Annotated in this window: 17 protein-coding genes and 2 tRNA genes; 17 read left to right on the top strand and 2 right to left on the bottom strand. The window is 63.2% G+C overall.

Going from position 1 to position 20,064, the window contains the following annotated elements; translation table 11 throughout:
- Positions 1-43 precede the first annotated feature (43 nt).
- On the bottom strand, positions 44-670 hold the full coding sequence (locus LK542_RS11385) for a hypothetical protein (protein ID WP_227811994.1): 627 nt from the start codon (positions 668-670) through the stop codon (positions 44-46).
- Between the two features lie 274 nt (positions 671-944).
- Between LK542_RS11385 and LK542_RS11380 the strand changes: the two genes are divergently transcribed.
- The 8 genes from LK542_RS11380 to LK542_RS11345 all read left to right on the top strand — a co-directional run bounded on the left by LK542_RS11380 (position 945) and on the right by LK542_RS11345 (position 10,775).
- Positions 945-2,417 (top strand): hypothetical protein, encoded by a 1,473-nt coding sequence (locus tag LK542_RS11380; RefSeq protein ID WP_227811993.1) that lies wholly within the window; start codon positions 945-947, stop codon positions 2,415-2,417.
- Positions 2,418-2,465: 48 nt separating this feature from the next.
- On the top strand, positions 2,466-3,422 hold the full coding sequence (locus LK542_RS11375) for a hypothetical protein (protein WP_227811992.1): 957 nt from the start codon (positions 2,466-2,468) through the stop codon (positions 3,420-3,422).
- Positions 3,423-3,482: 60 nt separating this feature from the next.
- Positions 3,483-4,403 (top strand): patatin-like phospholipase family protein, encoded by a 921-nt coding sequence (locus LK542_RS11370; protein ID WP_227811991.1) that lies wholly within the window; start codon positions 3,483-3,485, stop codon positions 4,401-4,403.
- Positions 4,404-4,415: 12 nt separating this feature from the next.
- Positions 4,416-4,826 (top strand): heme-binding protein, encoded by a 411-nt coding sequence (locus LK542_RS11365; protein ID WP_227800911.1) that lies wholly within the window; start codon positions 4,416-4,418, stop codon positions 4,824-4,826.
- A gap of 504 nt (positions 4,827-5,330) precedes the next feature.
- On the top strand, positions 5,331-6,494 hold the full coding sequence (gene carA / locus LK542_RS11360; protein ID WP_227800912.1) for a glutamine-hydrolyzing carbamoyl-phosphate synthase small subunit: 1,164 nt from the start codon (positions 5,331-5,333) through the stop codon (positions 6,492-6,494).
- Positions 6,495-9,725: a carbamoyl-phosphate synthase large subunit gene (carB, locus tag LK542_RS11355; protein ID WP_227800913.1), complete on the top strand. Its 3,231-nt coding sequence runs from the start codon at positions 6,495-6,497 to the stop codon at positions 9,723-9,725.
- Positions 9,726-9,825: 100 nt separating this feature from the next.
- Entirely contained in the window at positions 9,826-10,305 is a 480-nt protein-coding gene (gene greA / locus LK542_RS11350; RefSeq protein ID WP_227800914.1) for a transcription elongation factor GreA, read from the top strand.
- Entirely contained in the window at positions 10,305-10,775 is a 471-nt protein-coding gene (locus LK542_RS11345) for a DUF4149 domain-containing protein (RefSeq protein ID WP_227811990.1), read from the top strand. Before greA ends, LK542_RS11345 begins: the two co-directional genes overlap by 1 nt.
- A gap of 87 nt (positions 10,776-10,862) precedes the next feature.
- Here LK542_RS11345 and yhbY read toward each other — a convergent pair whose 3' ends face one another.
- Positions 10,863-11,333, bottom strand: coding sequence for a ribosome assembly RNA-binding protein YhbY (yhbY, locus tag LK542_RS11340; protein ID WP_227800916.1), 471 nt, complete (start codon positions 11,331-11,333; stop codon positions 10,863-10,865).
- Between the two features lie 44 nt (positions 11,334-11,377).
- Here yhbY and LK542_RS11335 point away from each other — a divergent pair, with 44 nt between their 5' ends.
- The 9 genes from LK542_RS11335 (at position 11,378) to LK542_RS11295 (ending at position 20,018) form a co-directional block, all read left to right on the top strand.
- Complete coding sequence (locus LK542_RS11335) at positions 11,378-12,025, top strand: RlmE family RNA methyltransferase (RefSeq protein ID WP_227800917.1); 648 nt, start codon at positions 11,378-11,380, stop codon at positions 12,023-12,025.
- Between the two features lie 216 nt (positions 12,026-12,241).
- Positions 12,242-14,125, top strand: a complete 1,884-nt coding sequence (gene ftsH, locus LK542_RS11330) for an ATP-dependent zinc metalloprotease FtsH (protein ID WP_227800918.1) — start codon at positions 12,242-12,244, stop codon at positions 14,123-14,125.
- 95 nt (positions 14,126-14,220) lie between these two features.
- Positions 14,221-15,066 (top strand): dihydropteroate synthase, encoded by an 846-nt coding sequence (gene folP / locus LK542_RS11325; RefSeq protein ID WP_227811989.1) that lies wholly within the window; start codon positions 14,221-14,223, stop codon positions 15,064-15,066.
- Between the two features lie 73 nt (positions 15,067-15,139).
- Positions 15,140-16,480: a phosphoglucosamine mutase gene (gene glmM, locus LK542_RS11320; protein WP_227811988.1), complete on the top strand. Its 1,341-nt coding sequence runs from the start codon at positions 15,140-15,142 to the stop codon at positions 16,478-16,480.
- 41 nt (positions 16,481-16,521) lie between these two features.
- Positions 16,522-16,598, top strand: a tRNA-Pro gene (locus LK542_RS11315).
- Between the two features lie 74 nt (positions 16,599-16,672).
- Positions 16,673-16,749, top strand: a tRNA-Arg gene (locus LK542_RS11310).
- A gap of 40 nt (positions 16,750-16,789) precedes the next feature.
- Positions 16,790-17,131 carry a DUF5710 domain-containing protein gene (locus tag LK542_RS11305; protein WP_227811987.1) on the top strand — a complete coding sequence of 114 codons (342 nt, stop codon included), beginning with the start codon at positions 16,790-16,792 and terminating at the stop codon, positions 17,129-17,131.
- Positions 17,132-17,229: 98 nt separating this feature from the next.
- The gene (locus LK542_RS11300; RefSeq protein ID WP_227800922.1) at positions 17,230-18,195 is read left to right on the top strand and encodes an MBL fold metallo-hydrolase; all 966 of its coding nucleotides are present in this window, start codon (positions 17,230-17,232) and stop codon (positions 18,193-18,195) included.
- A 95-nt stretch (positions 18,196-18,290) separates the two neighbouring features.
- Entirely contained in the window at positions 18,291-20,018 is a 1,728-nt protein-coding gene (locus tag LK542_RS11295; protein ID WP_227811986.1) for an energy transducer TonB, read from the top strand.
- Positions 20,019-20,064 lie beyond the last annotated feature (46 nt).

Genomic DNA, 20,064 nt, shown 5'->3' with positions numbered 1-20,064 from the left:
CTGCTGAGCAGAACAATGCTCGCGTGTGAGTCGCTCAGCAGTTTCACTGGAATTCGAGCGTCCGGAAATCCACTGAAACGACGGCAGTGAGCGAGCCTTCGCGGTCTCCGTAAGATAGGAACTGCATGGCCAGACGTCCATTGATGTTCAATAGAAGGCCGAGAATTCCCTTCGGCAGATCTTGGTCGTACAGTTCGATTGAATGTTCGCAGCTGGCAATGAGAAGGCTGGCCTTTTGGGTGGGCTTCGGGTTGCTCACGTCCAGGAAGTTCAGGAAAGTCTCCGACCCACCGCCACAGTATCCGCCTCCATCTCCGCCGCTGGTCCGAATAGCAGAGACATACACCAGCACGTTTGCGTTCCGGTAGAGCTGAAGGTGTTCCGGTAGCAGCCCGATCACCCGTTCAGCACCTACTATGGTCGGGTCGAAATTTCTCACCACGGAGCTTAAGACTATTCGTTTTCGCCCGTTCAACAACGCAATCGTCCTGGTGCGTGGTTCATACCGAACGGAATAGGCGGTGCCGCCGTGAGCGATTGCCTCTTGCGGATCGATCGCGATCGGCTCGATCTGCTGGCCATGCAAATTTCCACATTCGGCAGCAGGGATGGCAACGATGTTCATCATTGCGATTGCGATAGGCAAACTCCGTGCGAGTCGGTGAATCATGAGATATCCATGCAATGAAAGAATCGTTCTGGTAGCGCAATGATTGCTAAGGGGCCCGGACGGGGGGATCGCTTCGGACGCGCTCCCGCTTACGAGAGCAAGACACCCTTGGTGATTCATCGTACTGTCAAAGTTTTCTGGAGTGCAGCGTTCGCGCAAGACCAGCCAATCGGGCGTTCGATAATATTGCGCTCAGGCAATAGCTGCGCCTTGAGGGAGAGTAGATTCTGTAGCGGTGCATTCGCCGACGATTCGCTCACTATCTCCCACTCCCATGTCCTATTCCGTCTACCAGCCTTCAGGTGTTGTTCCACGCAGTGTCATGCCCCCGGCACTGGGCTGTTTCGCCCTGACGCCTCCGGCAGCAGCCCTGTATGCCTGGCTCATCCACCTGCTGCCATTCTTCTTCAACTTCTTCATTTGCTTCGCTTTTGCATTCCTGCTAACGCATTTGGTGAAACGCGTCTGCGCGAACGCCAGGGTTCGAAATCCATGGTGGGCCGGATTGTTCGGCCTTTTGCTTGGCCTGTTCGCATGGTTGATCCAATGGCCAGTGTGGATAGCCTTGCAGGCAGATGCCGACCAAAGTAGTGCAGCGCTTTTGGCCGGCGCCCTCCACATGGCAAGCCATCCCGCCACGGCCTTCAATCAAGTCCTGAACATCTGGTCGGCCGAGAACTGGCTCACCAAGTCCGTGATGGTGTTGGCGTGGTTTGGCGAATTATGGACCTTGCTCTTTTTTCCGCACTATCTGGGGAAAATGCGTGCGGAAGAGCTCTTTGACGAGTCGACCGGCAGATGGGCGGAATATGACGAGTTACCAGAGAAGTTGAAGCTGGTCGGCAAGGCTGCGCTCATGCACTTCATAACGGAATCATCGGCCTCCCTGGCGAATGTTCTTGTCCGGGAACCCGACGAAGCGAGCAAGAAATTTTCAAGATTGCGGGTGTATCGCGGCACAGGCAGTGAAATCCTGGTGTCCTTCGTAACCGTCGAGATAAGAGGCGAGCATCAACAGGAGCACGTCGTTGAAAGCTCGCCCGGCACGTACTTGCGTGTACCAAAGGTCGAGCTGGACGCGTTGCTTGCCGCAATCAGTTCGGCCGGGATGCAGCAGGCCGATCCCCCCGAACTTGCCAGTGCCATCACCCACCTGCAAGCAGGCGAGTTTCAAGCCGCCTATGAGGAAGCATTGCCGTTTATCGCGTCCCTAAACAATCATTTGTATTGCGATGCCAACCGCATCTGTGCAATCGTATGTTCGGAAACCGCGCAATGGCCGAAGGCTACCGCCTACTGGCAGGCATTGTTTGCCTGCGAGTCGAGTGCGCATAATGCCTTGCAGTGTGCAACCAGCTCGGTCATGGCCGATCAGGTCGAGCAGGGAATGGAATGGGCGGAGCGCGCGCGCGCACTCAATGCAGAGTCGGAGGAGATGTCCGGCATCTCGATACTGACCAATATGCTCTCTGCCCTGAGCAGGGCAAATCACGTACATGCCGCCATGCCGTTGCTGGAACAGCTGCGGGATTGGTACACGCACCTGCACGTGACCGACCCGACCTTCCTGTTCGGACATCGCATGCCCTTATTCCACGTGTTTCTGGAAAAAAGCGCGGAGATCGTCGATAAGGTCCTGGACAAGGGCGCAACGCGGGAATGGTATGCATCGATGCTTCCGGATCTGGACGAGCGGGGCAAGGCGGAGCTGATGGACTGGCTTCAACGGGCGCCAGCGCAGGCCTAAGCTGCTCGCACAGCACCTTGTGCCGCCGGCAGCCTGAATCAGCCCACCATGAGATCAGCCACTTACCAGCCGGCGGGCCGGGTGCCAGTGCAAACCGGCCTCGCGCTCGTCTTTTCCTGTTGCTGTGGCGCGTTCGGGGCCTTCCTGTACGCTTTTGTTACGCTGGCTGACCGGTGGTGTCTCAGCATCCTATTGACATGGGCCTTCGCGTTCTGGCTTGTGCTGGTGGTGCGCGCAGCCTGTCTTCTTGCCAAGGTTCGCAACCCAGGGCTGATGAGGCAGTTCGGCCTCGTCGTTGGCATGTCTGCCTGGCTGGTGCAGTGGATATTCTGGATCGTCCTGGCGTGCTACGACGGCGTCCGGGAGATGCCTGGCCAATCGATCGCGATGGCGATCACCGATCTATTTTCCACGCCCGGAGCACTCTCTCAGGGATTTGCTGCCGCCGGGGCGGTAGCCGGATGGACAAATCACCTGGACGATCAGTTCTTGCGCGCAGTCGCGTGGCTGGTCGAACTCGGCATGCTCCTGCTCATGCCCCAACAGGCAGGTTTCGCGCAGGCCGGCAAACCGTTCTGCGAAGCCTCGGGACAATGGGTGACACCCATTTGCCTTCCGCAGGAGTTCGCGGGAGTGACCTTACTGAAGGCACGTGAACATCTTGTCAGGCACCCAGAAGCGCTGCTGGCGGCCTTGTCGCCGCTGAATTCGCAACGCAACTGCCATGCCAAAGTCGTGCTGTATGCCGGCAGGGCCGAGACTTTCATATCCGTGGAGGTGACGGAGATCCGGTCGGATGGGGGTAGAGCATGGCAACGGCATCACACCATCGTCGAACACCTGCGCGTCCCTGCAAGGGCTGTGGATCATTTCATGGGCCGCTTGTCCCAGGAGCTGCGGGTTGAACCCGCCCCCGCCGACAAGCACGCCAAACGTGGCAGATCTGGCAAAGGCAAGCGAGCTGGACAGTCATCCCAAGGAGAGAAGCCGGCACCGACAAGCTGAGCTGTTCGAGATGCGGCGCACTCAGGTTACAATCGTGCCTCGTTCTTTTCGGCACGCCATATGTACTCTCGTCGTAGCTCCCTGATCGCCTGCGCCGCGCTGCTTCTGAGCGCCTGCGGCAGCACCCCGACCCCGCCGCCCGCCACGCCGGTCGTCCAGCAGGTGACCCCGCCCGCGCCGCCGCGCAAGGTGAAAATCGGCCTCGCCCTCGGTGGCGGCGCCGCCCGCGGCTTCGCCCACATCGGCGTCATCAAGGCGCTGGAAGCCCAGGGCATCGTGCCCGAGATCGTGGTCGGCACCAGCGCCGGCTCGGTGGTCGGCTCCCTGTACGCTTCCGGCATGAACGGCTTTACCCTGCAGAAGACGGCGCTGGCGATGGACGAAGCGACCATCTCCGACTGGGCGCTGCCGCTGTTCGGCAAGTCCACCGGCGTGCTGAAAGGGGAGGCGCTGCAGAGTTACGTCAACAAGGCGATCGGCAATGTGCCGATGGAGCGCCTGAAGATCCGCTTCGGCGCCGTGGCCACCGACCTCAAGACCGGCAAGCCGATTCTCTTTAACAAGGGCAATACCGGCATGGCCGTGCGCGCCTCGTCCGCCGTGCCGAGCGTGTTCCAGCCGGTCAAGATCGGTGCGAATACTTACGTCGACGGCGGCCTGGTGGCGCCGGTGCCGGTCAAGTTTACCAAGGACATGGGTGCTGATTTCATTATCGCCGTGAACATCTCGAGCGCGACCGAAGGGGCGGCCACCGCCAGTTCGCTCGACGTCCTGATGCAGACCTTCAGCATCATGGGCCAGCGCCTCAACCATTTCGAGCTGAAGGAAGCGGACGTGGTCATCACGCCGAACCTCGGTAACATGGGCAGCGCCGATTTCAGTAACCGGAACCTGGCGATCCTCGCCGGCGAGCAGGCGGCCGCAGCCGTGATGCCGCAGATCAAGGCCAAGCTCAAGGCCAAGCAACAAGCACCACAATAAACAGGAAGCCCTATGCAAACCAAGCCTTACCTCACCCTGGAAGACGTCAAGAAGATCGCTGCGGGCGCTGAAGCCGAAGCGCTGCGCAACAACTGGGCCGTGTCCTTCGCCATCGTGGACGACGGCGGCCACCTGCTGTGGTTCCAGCGCCTGGACGGCGCTGCGGCGACCTCGTCCTACATCGCCCCGGCCAAGGCCAAGACCGCCGCGCTCGGCCGCCGCGAATCGAAGGTCTATGAGGACGTGATCAACAACGGCCGCATGTCCTTCCTGTCGGCGCCCGAGCTGGAAGGCATGCTCGAAGGCGGCGTGCCGGTGATCGTCGACGGCCATGTCATCGGTGCGGTCGGCGTATCGGGCGTGAAGTCGAACGAAGATGCGCAGGTCGCCAAGGCCGGCATCGCTGCCTTGACCGCGGTATAAGCCCCATCCTGTTACCTGGTTGTTCCGGAAAGGCGCCTGCGGGCGCTTTTCTTTTATTTCGTGAAAGCAGTTGTAGGGTGGGCGGGTCCCCCGCCCACGCGGTGTAGTTGCAATATGAACAGCCGTACGAGCTGCGGTACTGTAATTTGACCGCGTGGGCGGGAGACCCGCCCACCCTACGGATGAGCCGCGGCTTTTAAGTGACCGGCATTAGCCTGCGGGCGCTTTTCTTTTATTTCGTGAAAGCAGCAAACAGCGCTTCGCGCGCCGCTTTTGCGCACATCTGGGCAAAATCTAGGCCCTTTTCTAAAATTGCTGCATTGCCGAATAAGGGCAATCTGCGCTATAATTTGGAAGTTTAACCATTCACACATTTGCCGTAGCGACTACCCACCATCCCTCATTCAACTAGATGTCCAGCTACCGGCAGATGCTCTTCCGCCCGGGTTTGTTGGATGTCGGTCTGACGTGGCGCAGCTACGGTAACTTTATTGGGAGTTACCCTTGCCGCCATTTTTTTCTGGCCCAGCCGTCCCGGCCATCCTGGCCCTCGCAGACGGAACGATTTTCAAAGGCTATTCCATTGGTGCCACCGGCCACACGACCGGTGAAGTGGTCTTCAATACCGCGATCACGGGCTACCAGGAAATCCTCACCGACCCCAGCTATTCGCGTCAGATCGTTACCCTGACGTACCCGCACATCGGCAACTACGGCGTGAATGCCGCCGACGTCGAGGCCTCGAAGGTCCACGCCGCCGGCCTGATCATCCGTGACCTGCCGCTGCTGGCATCGAATTTCCGTTCCACCCAATCGCTGTCGGACTACCTGAAGCAGGAAAACGTGGTCGCCATCGCCGGCATCGACACCCGCAAGCTGACCCGCATCCTGCGCGAGAAGGGCGCGCAGGCCGGCGCCATCCTGACCGGCATCCAGGGCAAGGAGCCGCTGGAGGCGCAGGCGCTGGAACTGGCGCGTTCCTTCCCGGGCCTGGCCGGCATGGACCTGGCCAAGGTGGTGTCGGTGAAAGAGCCGTACGTGTTCACCGAGACCGAGTGGAAGCTCGGCGAAGGCTTCGGCAAGCAGGACAATCCGCAATACCACGTGGTCGCTTTTGATTACGGCGTCAAGCGCAACATCCTGCGCATGCTGGCCGAGCGCGGCTGCAAGGTGACCGTGCTGCCGGCCCAAGCGACGGCCGCCGACGCGCTGGCGCTGAATCCGGACGGCATCTTCCTGGCCAACGGCCCGGGCGACCCGGAACCCTGCGACTACGCCATCAAGGCCAGCAGCGAGCTGATCGAGAAGGGCATTCCGACCTTCGGCATCTGCCTCGGCCACCAGATCATGGCGCTGGCTTCCGGCGCCAAGACCATGAAGATGAAGTTCGGCCACCACGGCGCCAACCACCCGGTGCAGGACCTCGATTCGAAGAAGGTCCTGATCACCTCGCAGAACCACGGTTTCGCGGTCGACCCGGAGACCTTGCCCGCCAACTGCCGCGTCACCCACGTGTCGCTGTTCGACGGCTCGCTGCAGGGCTTCGAGCGTACCGACAAGCCGGCCTTCTGCTTCCAGGGCCACCCGGAAGCCTCGCCCGGCCCGACCGACGTCGCCTACCTGTTTGACCGCTTCATCAACATGATGCAAGCCGCGGAGAAGAAATAAATGCCAAAACGTAGTGATATCAAAAGCATCCTGATCATCGGCGCGGGCCCGATCGTCATCGGCCAGGCCGTCGAATTCGACTACTCGGGCGCCCAGGCCTGCAAGGCCCTGCGCGAAGAAGGCTACAAGGTCATCCTGGTCAATTCGAACCCGGCGACCATCATGACCGACCCGGAAACGGCCGACGTCACCTACATCGAGCCGATCACCTGGAAGGTCGTCGAGCGCATCATCGACAAGGAACGTCCGGACGCGATCCTGCCGACCATGGGCGGCCAGACCGCGCTGAACTGCGCGCTCGACCTGCACCACAACGGCGTGCTGGAAAAGTACAAGGTCGAGCTGATCGGCGCGACTCCGGAAGCGATCGACAAGGCAGAGGACCGTTCCAAGTTCAAGGACGCGATGACCAAGATCGGCCTCGGTTCGGCACGCTCGGGGGTGGCGCATTCGATGGACGAGGCGCGTGAGGTGCAGCGCGAGCTGGGCTTCCCGACCATCATCCGTCCGTCCTTCACCATGGGCGGCAGCGGCGGCGGCATCGCCTACAACGAAGAGGAATTCGAAGCAATCTGCAAGCGCGGCCTGGAAGCCTCGCCCACCAGCGAGCTGCTGATCGAAGAGTCGCTGCTCGGCTGGAAAGAGTACGAGATGGAAGTCGTCCGCGACAAGAAGGACAACTGCATCATCATCTGCTCGATCGAGAACCTGGATCCGATGGGCGTCCATACCGGCGACTCGATCACCGTCGCGCCGGCGCAGACGCTGACCGACAAGGAATACCAGATCATGCGCAACGCGTCGATCAACGTCCTGCGCGAGATCGGCGTCGACACCGGCGGCTCGAACGTGCAGTTCGCGATCAACCCGAAGGACGGCCGCATGATCGTCATCGAGATGAACCCGCGCGTGTCGCGTTCCTCGGCGCTGGCCTCGAAAGCCACCGGCTTCCCCATTGCTAAAGTTGCGGCGAAACTGGCGGTCGGCTTCACGCTGGATGAGCTGCGCAACGAGATCACCGGCGGCGCCACCCCGGCCTCGTTCGAGCCCTCGATCGACTACGTGGTCACCAAGATCCCGCGCTTCACCTTCGAAAAATTCCCGACCGCGGACAAGCACCTGACCACCCAGATGAAATCGGTGGGCGAGGTGATGGCCATGGGTCGCACCTTCCAGGAGTCCTTCCAGAAGGCCCTGCGCGGCCTGGAAGTGGGCGTCGATGGCCTGAACGAGAAGACCCGCGACCGCGAGAAGATCGAAGAGGAACTGGGCGAGCCGGGTCCGGAGCGCATCTGGTACGTGGGGGACGCATTCGCCCAGGGCTTCACGCTGGAAGAGGTGCACAACCTCACCAAGATCGATCCGTGGTTCCTGGTGCAGATCAAGGAGATCGTCGACATCGAACTGTGGCTGGATCACCAGAAGCTGGAAAGCCTGGACAAGCCGCTGCTCTACAAGCTCAAGCAGAAGGGCTTCTCGGACCGCCGCCTGGCCTTCCTGATGCAGACCACGCCACAGGCCGTGCGCGAGCGCCGCCATGCGCTGGGCATCCGTCCGGTGTACAAGCGCGTCGATACCTGCGCCGCCGAGTTCGCGACGAATACTGCTTACATGTACTCGACCTACGACGAGGAGTGCGAGTCCAACCCGACCGACAAGAAGAAGATCATGGTGCTGGGCGGTGGCCCGAACCGTATCGGCCAGGGCATCGAGTTCGACTACTGCTGCGTGCACGCGGCCCTCGCCATGCGCGACGACGGCTACGAGACCATCATGGTCAACTGCAACCCCGAGACCGTGTCGACCGACTACGACACCTCGGACCGCCTGTACTTCGAATCGCTGACCCTGGAAGACGTGCTGGAAATCGTCGACCTGGAAAAGCCGGTAGGCGTGATCGTGCAGTACGGCGGCCAGACCCCGCTGAAGCTCGCGCTGGACCTGGAAGCCAACGGCGTGCCGATCATCGGCACCTCGCCGGACATGATCGACGCCGCCGAAGACCGCGAGCGCTTCCAGCAGCTGCTGCAGAAGCTCGGCCTGCGCCAGCCGCCGAACCGCACCGCGCGCACCGAAGCCGACGCGCTGGCGCTGGCCGACGAAATCGGCTACCCGCTGGTGGTGCGCCCGTCCTACGTGCTGGGCGGCCGCGCGATGGAGATCGTCCACGAGCAGCGCGACCTCGAGCGCTACATGCGCGAAGCGGTCAAGGTCTCGAACGATTCGCCGGTGCTGCTGGACCGCTTCCTGAACGACGCCATCGAAGTCGACGTCGACTGCATCTCGGACGGTGAAGCCACCTTCATCGGCGGCGTGATGGAGCACATCGAACAGGCTGGCGTGCACTCGGGCGACTCGGCCTGCTCGCTGCCGCCGTACTCGCTGTCGCCGGAGACCATCGATGAGCTCAAGCACCAGACCTCGCTGATGGCCAAGGCCCTGAACGTGGTCGGCCTGATGAACGTGCAGTTCGCGATCCAGCAGTCGGAAGTGGACGGCAAGACCGTCGATACCGTCTACGTGCTGGAAGTGAACCCGCGCGCCTCGCGTACCGTGCCTTTCGTCTCGAAGGCAACCGGCCTGCAACTGGCCAAGATCGCAGCGCGCTGCATGGTCGGCCAGACCCTGGCCAGCCAGGGCATCACGAAGGAAGTGACGCCGCCGTTCTACAGCGTCAAGGAAGTCGTGTTCCCGTTCGTGAAGTTCCCGGGCGTCGACACCATCCTGGGACCGGAGATGAAATCGACCGGCGAGGTGATGGGCGTGGGCGAAACCTTCGGCGAAGCCTTCGTGAAGTCGCAGCTGGCGGCCGGCATCATCCTGCCGACCAAGGGCACGGTGTTCCTGTCGGTGAAGGGCACGGACAAGCCGCGCGCCGTCGCCGTGGCGCGCGAACTGGTGGCGCTGGGCTTCTCGCTGGTGGCCACCAAGGGCACCGCCGCCGTCATCGAAGCGGCCGGCCTGCCGGTGCGCCAGGTGAACAAGGTGCTGGAAGGCCGTCCGCACGTGGTCGACATGATCAAGAACCGCGAGATCGTCATGGTGATCAACACCGTGGAAGAGAAGCGTTCGGCGATCACCGACTCGCGCACCATCCGTACCTCGGCCCTGCAGTCGCGCGTGGTGACCTACACCACCATCGCCGGCGCCGAAGCCGCGATCGAAGGCATGCGCCATCTGGACGAGCTGCGCGTCTATGATTTACAAGGTCTCCATAAAACCTTAAACTAAGCAGCAAGTAGTACCAAGAACCACAGAGCTCGCGCGGCTAGCGTCGCGCGCCTCTGTGGTTTTCACTTGGTACCTCCAATCACGAACAGCATAGAGCGACATGAACACTACCGTACCACTGACCAAATACGGCGCCGAACTCCTGAAGGAAGAGCTGCACCAGCTCAAGACCAAGGAGCGCCGTGTCGTCATCGACGCCATCGCCGAGGCGCGTTCGCACGGCGACCTGTCCGAGAATGCCGAGTACGATGCCGCAAAAGAGCGCCAGGCCTTCGTCGAAGGGCGCATCGCCGAGCTGGAAAGCAAGCTGAGCGCTGCCCAGATCATCGACCCGGCCACGCTGGATGCGGAAGGCCGCGTCGTCTTCGCCTCGACCGTCGACCTGGAAGACCTGGAAAGCGGCCAGAAGGTGAGCTACCAGATCGTCGGCATCGACGAAGCCGACCTGAAGCTGAACAAGGTGTCGGTGACCTCGCCGATCGCCCGCGCCCTGATCGGCAAGTACGCCGGCGACGTGGTGGAAGTGCAGGCTCCGTCGGGTCCGCGCGAATACGAAATCCTCGAAGTCCGCTACGTCTGATGGCGGACAGCTCCTCGCGCTCGGCATCGCGCCTGGCGGCCGCAAGGCTGTTGGTGGCGGTGCTGTGGGCGGGAACGCTGTGGGTGCTCGGCTATATCGCGGCGCCCGCGGTGTTTGCGGCGGTGCCGAGCCTTGTTGCTGGCGATGTCGTGGCGGTGCTGCTGCATCGCCTTGGGTGGGTATCGATCGCCAGCGCTGCGGTCATGCTGGCACTGGTGCGCCTCTCGCCCGACCTTGATGCGGGACGGCGCCGTTCCCTGAACCTGCTGGTGCTGGCCATGCTGGCCTGTGCGTTGGTGATGTGGATCGGCCTGCAGCCGGCCATGGCGCAGATGCGCGAACTGGCCGGGCCGGGCGGGGTGAGGGCGTCGCCGTATTGGACGCAATTCGCCGTCATGCATGGAGTGTCGCAGCTGTTCCACGTGGTGGAAAGTATTCTGGCCGCGATCCTCGTTCTGAAAAGCCGTTAACCGGAGAGCCTCAGCTTAGAAGGCTGATGCTCGATTCGGCAGGCGAAAAAAAACCGGGTTTCCCCGGTTTTCGCTCGGCGCGTGCCATCACTTGTTCAGCGAATTCTTCTTGGTCGAAGTCTGGCGCGGCTTGGCGCGCTTGATGTTGCCGCCCGCGGTGACGCGTTCGTTCCCCTTCAGCATGACCTTGGTGACGCTCGGCTTCTTGGTGCCGCTGGCGCTGGCCTTGACGATGGTAACTTCGCGCATGCCCTTGCCGCTCTTGCTGCTGCGTTCCTTGACGGCTTCCTTCTTCGGACGGTAGAGCACCAGCAGCTTGCCGATGTGCTGGACCGGCGCCGCGTCCAGTTGCTCGCAGATCTGTTCATACATCTCGATGCGGGCTTCGCGGTCGTCGCCGAACACGCGTACCTTGATCAGGCCGTGCGCGTCCAGGCTCGAAGCGATTTCCTTCATGACCGATTCGGTCAGGCCGGATTCGCCGATCATGACGACTGGGTTGAGTCCGTGGGCCTCGGCGCGCAGAGCGCTGCGCTCGGCCGGAGTGAGTTTAAGCATAATAATTTTTTGGGAAGTACCTTTAAAAGCAGTATTCTACGCGAATGGCCAAGAACAAATTAAACAAAAACTGGTTGCACGACCATATTAACGACCCCTACGTCAAACTGGCCCAGAAAGAGGGCTTTCGCGCCCGCGCCGCCTACAAGCTCAAGGAAATCGACGAGGGCGAGAAACTGATCAAGCCGGGCCAGGTCATCGTCGACCTCGGTTGCACCCCCGGCAGCTGGGCCCAGTACACCCGGCGCAAGCTGGCCGGCGCTGATGGCGGCGGCATCAACGGCACCATCATCGGCCTCGACATGCTGCCGATGGAGCCGATTGCCGACGTCCAGTACATCCAGGGCGATTTTCGCGAAGAGGAAGTCCTGGGGCAGCTCGACGAGCTGCTGCAGGGCCGCAAGGCCGACCTGGTCCTGTCCGACATGGCGCCCAACCTGTCCGGTATTCCAACCGCCGATGCGGCGCGAATGGAACACCTGATCGACCTCGCCATTGAGTTTTCTCAAATGCACATGAAACCGGGTGGCGCATTGCTGGTGAAGTGCTTTAAAGATATGGGATTTACTCAGATACTGGAGAAATTCCGGGATGAATTCAAGACGGTCAAACAGGTCAAACCAAAGGCAAGCCGGGACAAATCGTCTGAAATTTTCCTGCTTGGGCGCGGTCTGAAGAATCCAGCAGCGTGAAATCCGCATTTGGAATGCGTTTTGCCCTTGATATTCGGCGCGGCAACCGCACATCAGCCGCGTGAGGCTGGCTGCGCAAACGGTTGCGAGCCCGGCAGTACGTAGAAAAATGGCATTTTGGCACTATTGCTTACGTTGCGTGGCGGCGTCGGCTTATTGCGGTTAAAATCGTCATACTGAAATCGGTAGAGATGCGATCGCATCGGAGGAGTTTTCGTGAATAATATGTTTTCCAAATCCGCCATCTGGGTGGTCGTTGCGCTGCTGTTGTTCATGCTGTTCAAGCAGTTCGACAACCACAGCGTCGCCGGCGGCAGCAAGACCATCGCATATTCCGAGCTTCTCGACGAAGTCAAGGCACGTCGCATCAAGGACGTCGTGATCGAGGGCTCGAACATTACCGCGACCCGCCAGGACGATAGCAAGGTCCGCGCCACCGCGACCATCCTCGACCGCGGCCTGATCGGCGACCTGCGCGAGAACGGCGTGCGCTTCGACGTGAAGCCGCCCGAGGAACCTTCGTTCCTGCAGCAGGTCTTCATCTCCTGGTTCCCGATGCTGCTCCTGATCGGCGTGTGGGTGTTCTTCATGCGCCAGATGCAGGGCGGCGGCAAGGGCGGCGCTTTCTCCTTCGGCAAGTCGAAGGCGCGCATGCTCGATGAAACCAATAACACCGTCACCTTCGCCGACGTCGCCGGTTGCGACGAAGCGAAGGAAGAAGTCTCGGAAATCGTCGACTTCCTGAAAGACCCGACCAAATTCCAGAAGCTGGGCGGCCGTATCCCGCGCGGCGTGCTGATGGTCGGTCCTCCGGGTACCGGTAAGACCCTGCTGGCGCGCGCCATTGCCGGCGAAGCGAAAGTACCGTTCTTCTCGATCTCGGGTTCCGACTTCGTCGAGATGTTCGTCGGCGTGGGTGCATCGCGCGTCCGTGACATGTTCGAGAACGCCAAGAAGCACTCGCCCTGCATCATCTTCATCGACGAGATCGACGCGGTCGGCCGCCATCGCGGCGCCGGCATGGGCGGCGGTAACGACGAGCGCGAACAGACGCTGAACCAGCTGCTGGTCGAGATGGACGGCTTCGAGGCGCAGTCGGGCGTGATCGTCATCGCCGCCACCAACCGTGCCGATGTGCTGGACAAGGCGCTGCTGCGTCCGGGCCGTTTCGACCGCCAGGTGATGGTGGGCCTGCCGGACATCCGCGGCCGCGAACAGATCCTGAACGTGCACATGCGCAAGGTGCCAATCGGTACCGACGTCAAGGCCGACATCCTGGCGCGCGGCACCCCGGGCTTCTCGGGCGCCGACCTGGCCAACCTGGTCAACGAGGCAGCGCTGTTCGCGGCGCGCCGCAGCAAGCGCCTGGTCGAGATGATCGACTTCGAAGACGCCAAGGACAAGATCTACATGGGCCCGGAGCGCAAGTCGATGGTCATGCGCGAGGAAGAGCGCCGCAACACGGCCTACCACGAGTCGGGCCACGCGGTGGTCGCCAAGCTGCTGCCGAAGGCGGACCCGGTGCACAAGGTCACGATCATGCCGCGCGGCTATGCCCTCGGCCTGACCTGGCAGCTGCCGGAGCACGACAACCTGTCGGGCTACAAGGACAAGATGCTGGAAGAGATCTCGATCCTGTTCGGTGGCCGCATCGCCGAAGAGATCTTCGTCGGCCAGATGTCGACCGGCGCCTCGAACGACTTCTCCCGTGCCACCAAGCTGGCCCGTTCGATGGTGACCCGCTTCGGCATGTCCGAGAGCATGGGCGTGATGGTCTACGAAGACAGCGAGAACGAAGGCTTCTTTGGCGGCGCCACCAAGACCATCTCGGAAGCGACGCAGCAGAAGGTCGACGCCGAGATCCGCAATATCCTCGACACGCAGTACGCCCTGGCGCGCCGCCTGCTCGAAGAAAACCGCGACAAGGTCGAGATGATGACCAAGGCGCTGCTCGACTGGGAAACCATCGACTCCGAGCAGATCAACGACATCATGGCCGGCCGCGAGCCGCGCCAGCCGAAGACCGGCCTGCTGACCAAGCGTAACCCGCCGGGCGACAGCGGCGGTGGCGTGGCGCCGAACGCGACCGCACCGGCGTGATCTGCAGTTTGATTCGCTGATTCACCCAAGCAAAAGGCATCCCCAGGATGCCTTTTGCTCGTTTACGTAACCCGTTCGCTACCCCGTTTTTCCCCATGCCCAAGCAACTGCAATGCGGCCAGTACAGCTTCGCGCTGGACGGCCCAGCCTCCACCCATCCCATCGTGATGGGCATCCTGAACGTTACACCCGATTCCTTCTCCGACGGCGGGCGCTACCAGGGCCTCGAGTTCGCCCTGTCGCACGCCGAGGAAATGATCCGCGACGGCGCCACCATGATCGACATCGGCGGCGAATCAACCCGCCCGGGCTCCCCCAGCGTGCCGGTGGCCGAAGAGCTGGCGCGCGTGATGCCGACCCTGTACGCGCTGCGCACGCTCGATTGCGCGCTGTCGGTCGACACCTGCAAGCCGGAAGTCATGGTTGAGGCGATCATCGCCGGCGCCGACATGATCAACGACATCAACGGCTTCCGCGCGCCGGGCGCGATCGAGGCGGTGCGCGACAGCGATTGCGGCCTGTGCCTGATGCACATGCAGGCCACGCCCCAGACCATGCAGCAGGCCCCGAGCTACGTCGACGTGGTGGGCGAGGTGATCGACTTCCTGAACGAGCGGGTGGACACCCTGGTGCGCGCGGGCATCGCACGCGAGCGCATCTGCATCGACCCGGGCTTCGGTTTCGGCAAGACGGTCGAGCACAACTACGCGCTGCTGCGCGCGCTCGGCCGGATCCGCGATGCGGTCGGCCTGCCAGTGCTCGCCGGCCTGTCGCGCAAGTCGATGATCGGTGCTGTCACCGGGCGTCCGGTGGAGCAACGTATTGCAGGCAGTATTGCTGGCGCATTGGCTGCGGTAGCGCATGGCGCTAGAATTGTACGGGTGCACGATGTCGCAGAGACCGTCGACGCGCTGAAGGTTTGGCATGCCGCGCATGAATGAATCGTGACGACGTGAAATAATTACTACAGATAAAATACGCCCGGCGTTTAATTACGGAAAGAAAGAGAAGAAAATGGCACGCAAATATTTCGGTACGGATGGTGTTCGCGGTCTGGTAGGGGAGGCGCCGATTACTCCGGAATTCGTCATGCGCCTCGGCTACGCAGCCGGCAGGGTGCTGGCCAAGGGCGCCAAGTCGAGCAGCGGCCGTCCGGTCGTCCTGATCGGCAAGGACACCCGTATCTCGGGCTACATGCTGGAAGCCGCGCTGGAAGCGGGTTTCTCGGCCGCCGGCGTGGACTCGATGCTGGCCGGTCCCATGCCGACCCCCGCCATCGCCTACCTGACCCGCGCGCTGCGCCTGCAGGCCGGCGTGGTGATCTCGGCCTCGCACAATCCTTTCCAGGACAACGGCATCAAGTTCTTCTCGCAACACGGCACCAAGCTGCCGGACGCTGTCGAGCTCGAAATCGAAGAAGCCATCGACCAGCCGATGGGCTGCGTCCCGTCCGACAAGCTGGGCCGCGCGACCCGCCTGCGCGATGCCCAGGGCCGCTACATCGAATTCTGCAAGAGCACCTTCCCGAACGAACTGGACCTGCGCGGCCTGAAGATCGTGGTCGACAGCGCCCACGGCGCCGCCTATAACATCGCCCCGCACGTGTTCCATGAACTGGGCGCCGAAGTTGTCTCGATCGGCGCTTCGCCGGACGGCTTCAACATCAACGCCGGCGTCGGCGCCACCGCACCGAAGGCGCTGTCGGAAGCGGTGGTCGCCAACAAGGCCGACCTCGGCATCGCGCTGGACGGCGACGCCGACCGCCTGATCATGGTCGATGCAGCAGGGCGCGTCTATAACGGCGACGAGCTGCTGTACCTGATGGTGCGCGACCGCCTGTCGACCGGCCCGGTGGCCGGCGCGGTGGGCACCTTGATGACCAATATGGCGCTGGAAGTTGCCTTCAAGCAGATGGGCGTGGGCTTTGCGCGCGCGAAGGTCGGCGACCGCTACGTGCTGGAAGTGATGCAGGAGCGCGGCTGGCTGTTCGGCGGCGAAAGCTCGGGCCACCTGCTGGCGCTGGACAAGCACACCACCGGCGACGGCATTGTCTCGGCGCTGCAGGTGCTGTCGGCGCTCAAGCGCAGCGGTCAATCTCTGTCCGAATGCTGCAGCGAACTGAAGCTGTATCCGCAGACCCTGATCAACAAGCGCGTCAATCCAGGCTTCGACTGGACCAAGGACGGCGCCCTGGTGGCCGAGAAAGAAGCGGTCGAGCGCGAGCTGGGCGAGTCCGGCCGCGTGCTGATCCGCGCCTCCGGCACTGAACCCTTGATCCGTGTCATGGTCGAGGCCAAGGAAGCCGACATCGCCGAGAGCATGGCGCGCCGCATCGCGGACAAGCTGGCTGCGTGATTTGACGCGCACCGGCTGCGGGAGTATCATCGGCCCCAGATCGGAGTGTAGCGCAGCCCGGTAGCGCACCTGGTTTGGGACCAGGGGGTCCAAGGTTCGAATCCTTGTACTCCGACCAAAGCTTCCTCCGCGGGCTGTCGTTCGACAGCCCGTTTCATTTCCGGCGCGCACCCACACGGCGCGCCGTCCGATCTGCCCATAGCTCAGTTGGATAGAGCATCAGCCTTCTAAGCTGAGGGTCGCTGGTTCGAACCCAGCTGGGCAGGCCACCACGCGATTGACCATTCTTGAACGAGACTCTAGGACTGCATGCTTTTCCTGACTGTTCCCTATGCCGAAAAGGATGAGGCGAAGGCGCTCGGCGCCCGCTGGAATCCCACCAAACGCCGCTGGTATGTGCCGGACGGTGTCGCCACCGAGGCTTTCGCGAAGTGGGCTGCTCAAGGGATCGATGGTGCGGCTTCCGCGCCTGCGGCATCGAAGGGGCGCGTCGACAGCTACGCGGGAAAACTGGTGACCGGCGCCAACTACATCGCGCTCGAACACGACTGCAATCCCTTCGAACCCTGTCCGCAATGTACGGCGCTTCTCAGCGGCACCGAATGGCAAAAGGCGCGCCAGCAACTGGCCGCCATGGTCGGCAAACGCTGATTCGATCCCTCAGGCAAGCGGACGCCGCCCGCTGCGCTACCGTGTTAACGTTCTGGCATCGCTCACCGCACCCGGTGCGCACGATCCCGGAGACACCCATGCCTTTAGCACGACTGTTCCAGCCCTGCCTCTGCATCCTGATGGCGCTGTCCTGCGCAATGGTCCCCGCGGCGCGCGCCGCCGATGCTCCGGCCACGCCGGCACAGGGCGAGACCTTCACCCTGCAACTGGCAGGGGCAGAGGCCCCGGCACAGGACGCGAACACGGGCACGGTCCAGTTCATCGGCACGGCGACCGTGATCATCCGCTACCAGGGCTTCACCATCCTGACCGACCCGAATTTCCTGCACAAGGGCGACCACGTGCACCTCGGCTATGGCCTGACTTCGGAACGGAAGACGAACCCCGCCATCAAGTTCGAGCAACTGCCGCCGATCGACCTGGTCGTGCTGTCGCACTTCCACGGCGACCACTTCGACCAGCTGGTGGAGAAAAAGCTCAATCGCGCCACGCCGATCGTCACCACCAAGGAAGGCAGCGAGCGGCTCAAGCGCCTCGGGTTTACCCGCACCTTTGGCCTGAGCAGCTGGGACAAGCTGCAGGTCAGCAAGGGCGCATCAAACCTGCGCATCACCGCCACGCCAGGACGCCACGGTCCGGCCGGCGTGGCCGTGCTGCTGCCCAAGGTGATGGGCTCGATCCTCGATTTCGGGCCTGATGCCGCGGCCCCCGATTACCGCATGTACATCAGCGGCGACACCCTGGTCTACGACGACATCCGCGCCATTCCGCAGCGTTTCCCGAACATCGACCTGGCCCTGCTGCACCTGGGCGGCACCCGCATCCTCGGCGTGCTGAAGGTGACGATGGATGGCAAGGACGGCGTGCGCATGATGCAGGTCGTGCGTCCGAAGAAGACCGTGCCGATCCACTATAACGACTACGACGTGTTCAAGTCGCCGCTCGAGGACTTCGCGCGCGAGGTCAAGGCGGCGGGGCTCGAGAAGGACGTGGTCTACCTGGCGCACGGCGAAACGTATTCGTTCACCCGGGTCCAACGCTAGCGGGGAGGGCACGCCGGCTTCAATCGTGCGCGCCTCGCCATACTGCTGAGTAAACGTTATGATGCCAGCCTGACAATATTCGCATCAGCCACGGCATGCCCCGAGCGCACGATCCTAGTCCGAACGATTCCCTGGCCCAGCGCGACCGGCGGCTCGTTGCGGGCATCGCGGTGTCGGCGCTGCTGCACGCCCTGCTGCTGTCGCTGCAGTTCGGCATCCCCGGGTTCGACGCCGGTCCCGGCGGACCGATCGAGGTCAGGCTGGCGTCGCCGCCGACCCCTGCGCCGCAGCCGCTTCCTCCGCTTTCTGCGCTTCCTCCGACGCCGACGCCGCCCCTGGCCGCAACGCCTCCGCCTCCGCTTCCGGTGTCGCCTGTGGCGCCGGCCACGGGCTTGCGCCTGGTCGATCCGCGTCCGCCCGAGCCACCGAAACTGGCGCAGGCCACGCCGGCGCCGAAGCGCGCCGCGAGACCCACGCGCCGCAAGCTGCGCATGCCGGTGGCGCCGCCCCTGATCGCATCGACCGACTCCGATGCCGCGTTTGCGGTGGCGCCGCCGCTGCCCGAAGTCGAACCAGGCGCCATCCCGAGTACCGTCAGCGGTGAACCGGAGGAGAAAGCGCAGCCTGAGGACATGGCGATCGCGGCCCGCGCCGAGGAGGCGGAGCGCAGCTCCGCCGCCCAACGCCTTGAGCAGGAAGAAGCGGCGCGCCTGGCCGCCGCCGAGGAAGCGCGTAGCAAGGAGGAGAACGCGCGCCAGCTGCGCGAGGAGCAGGAGCGGCTCACGGCCCAGCGTGAAGTGGACGCGCAACGCGCACGTGAAGCTTTGGCGCAGCAGCAGGCGGCGCAGGCGGAAGCGCAGCGCATGGCGCAACAGCAGGCAGTCGAGCAGGCACGGCAGCTGGCCGAGCAGCGCCAGGCCGAACAGCGCCAGGCTGAACAGCTCATCGCCCAGCAGCAGCTGGAACAGCGGCGCCGCGCCGAGGCCGAACAGCAGCGCCTGGCGCAGCTGCGCGGACGCGAGGAAGTCCTGGCGCGCCAGGCGCAGCAGCAGCGCGAGCTGGAACGGGTGGCCGCTGAACGGCTGGCGCTCGAGGAAGCCGAGCGCCGCCAGGCCCAGGCGCGCGAACGCCAGCGCGCCGAAGAGCAGCTCCAGCGCCAGGCGCAAGAGGAAGCGCGCCGCCTGGCCGAGGAGCGCGCCCAGTCCGAACGGCAGGCGCGCGAGCGCGCCGAAGAGGCGGGACGGCGCGCAGCCGCCGAACGCCTGGCGGCGCAGTCCCGACCGGGACCCGGCAATGGCAATCCGGGCCCCGGCGGACCGGGCGCGGGAAGCGGCGCGGGCGACCGTCCGGGCGGCGCGATCCCGGGCGGCGCCATGGCGAGCCGCGCCCGTGAGCTGCTGCGCGGCCTGACCATTCCGAACGTGGCGCCGCCGCCCACGCGGCCGGAAGACAGCGCCAGCAATGCGCGCCGGGTGCTGGCCGACGGCGGCGAGCGCGACGTGCCGCTGCGCCTGTACGTCGACAGCGTGCGCCAGAAACTGGAGCGCACCGCGATCCTGGGCGGCGCCCGCTTCTCGCTGCAAGACGTGCGGATCGACCCGCTGGTCAGCCTGTCCCTGCGCAGCGACGGCAGCGTCGACGACGTGACCATCGTGCGTTCCAGCGGCCGCGCCGACATGGACGACGCCGTGCGCCGCTTCGTGCAGCTCAATGCCCGCTATTCCGCCTTCCCGCCGAATGTCGCGGCGCGCTTCGACGTCATCGAGATCCGGCGCGTCTGGCGCTTCGCCGATGGCCTGAAATTACTCGAGGAAATCCGCTGATCTGCCGCGCATCCGCTATTTGATCAGCTGCAAAGCCAAGCCTGAT

This window comes from Massilia sp. IC2-477, from assembly GCF_020707265.1.
Classification (GTDB): domain Bacteria; phylum Pseudomonadota; class Gammaproteobacteria; order Burkholderiales; family Burkholderiaceae_D; genus Telluria.
Note: the sequence above shows the minus strand (reverse complement) of the source record. Positions and strands in the feature narration are given on the sequence as shown.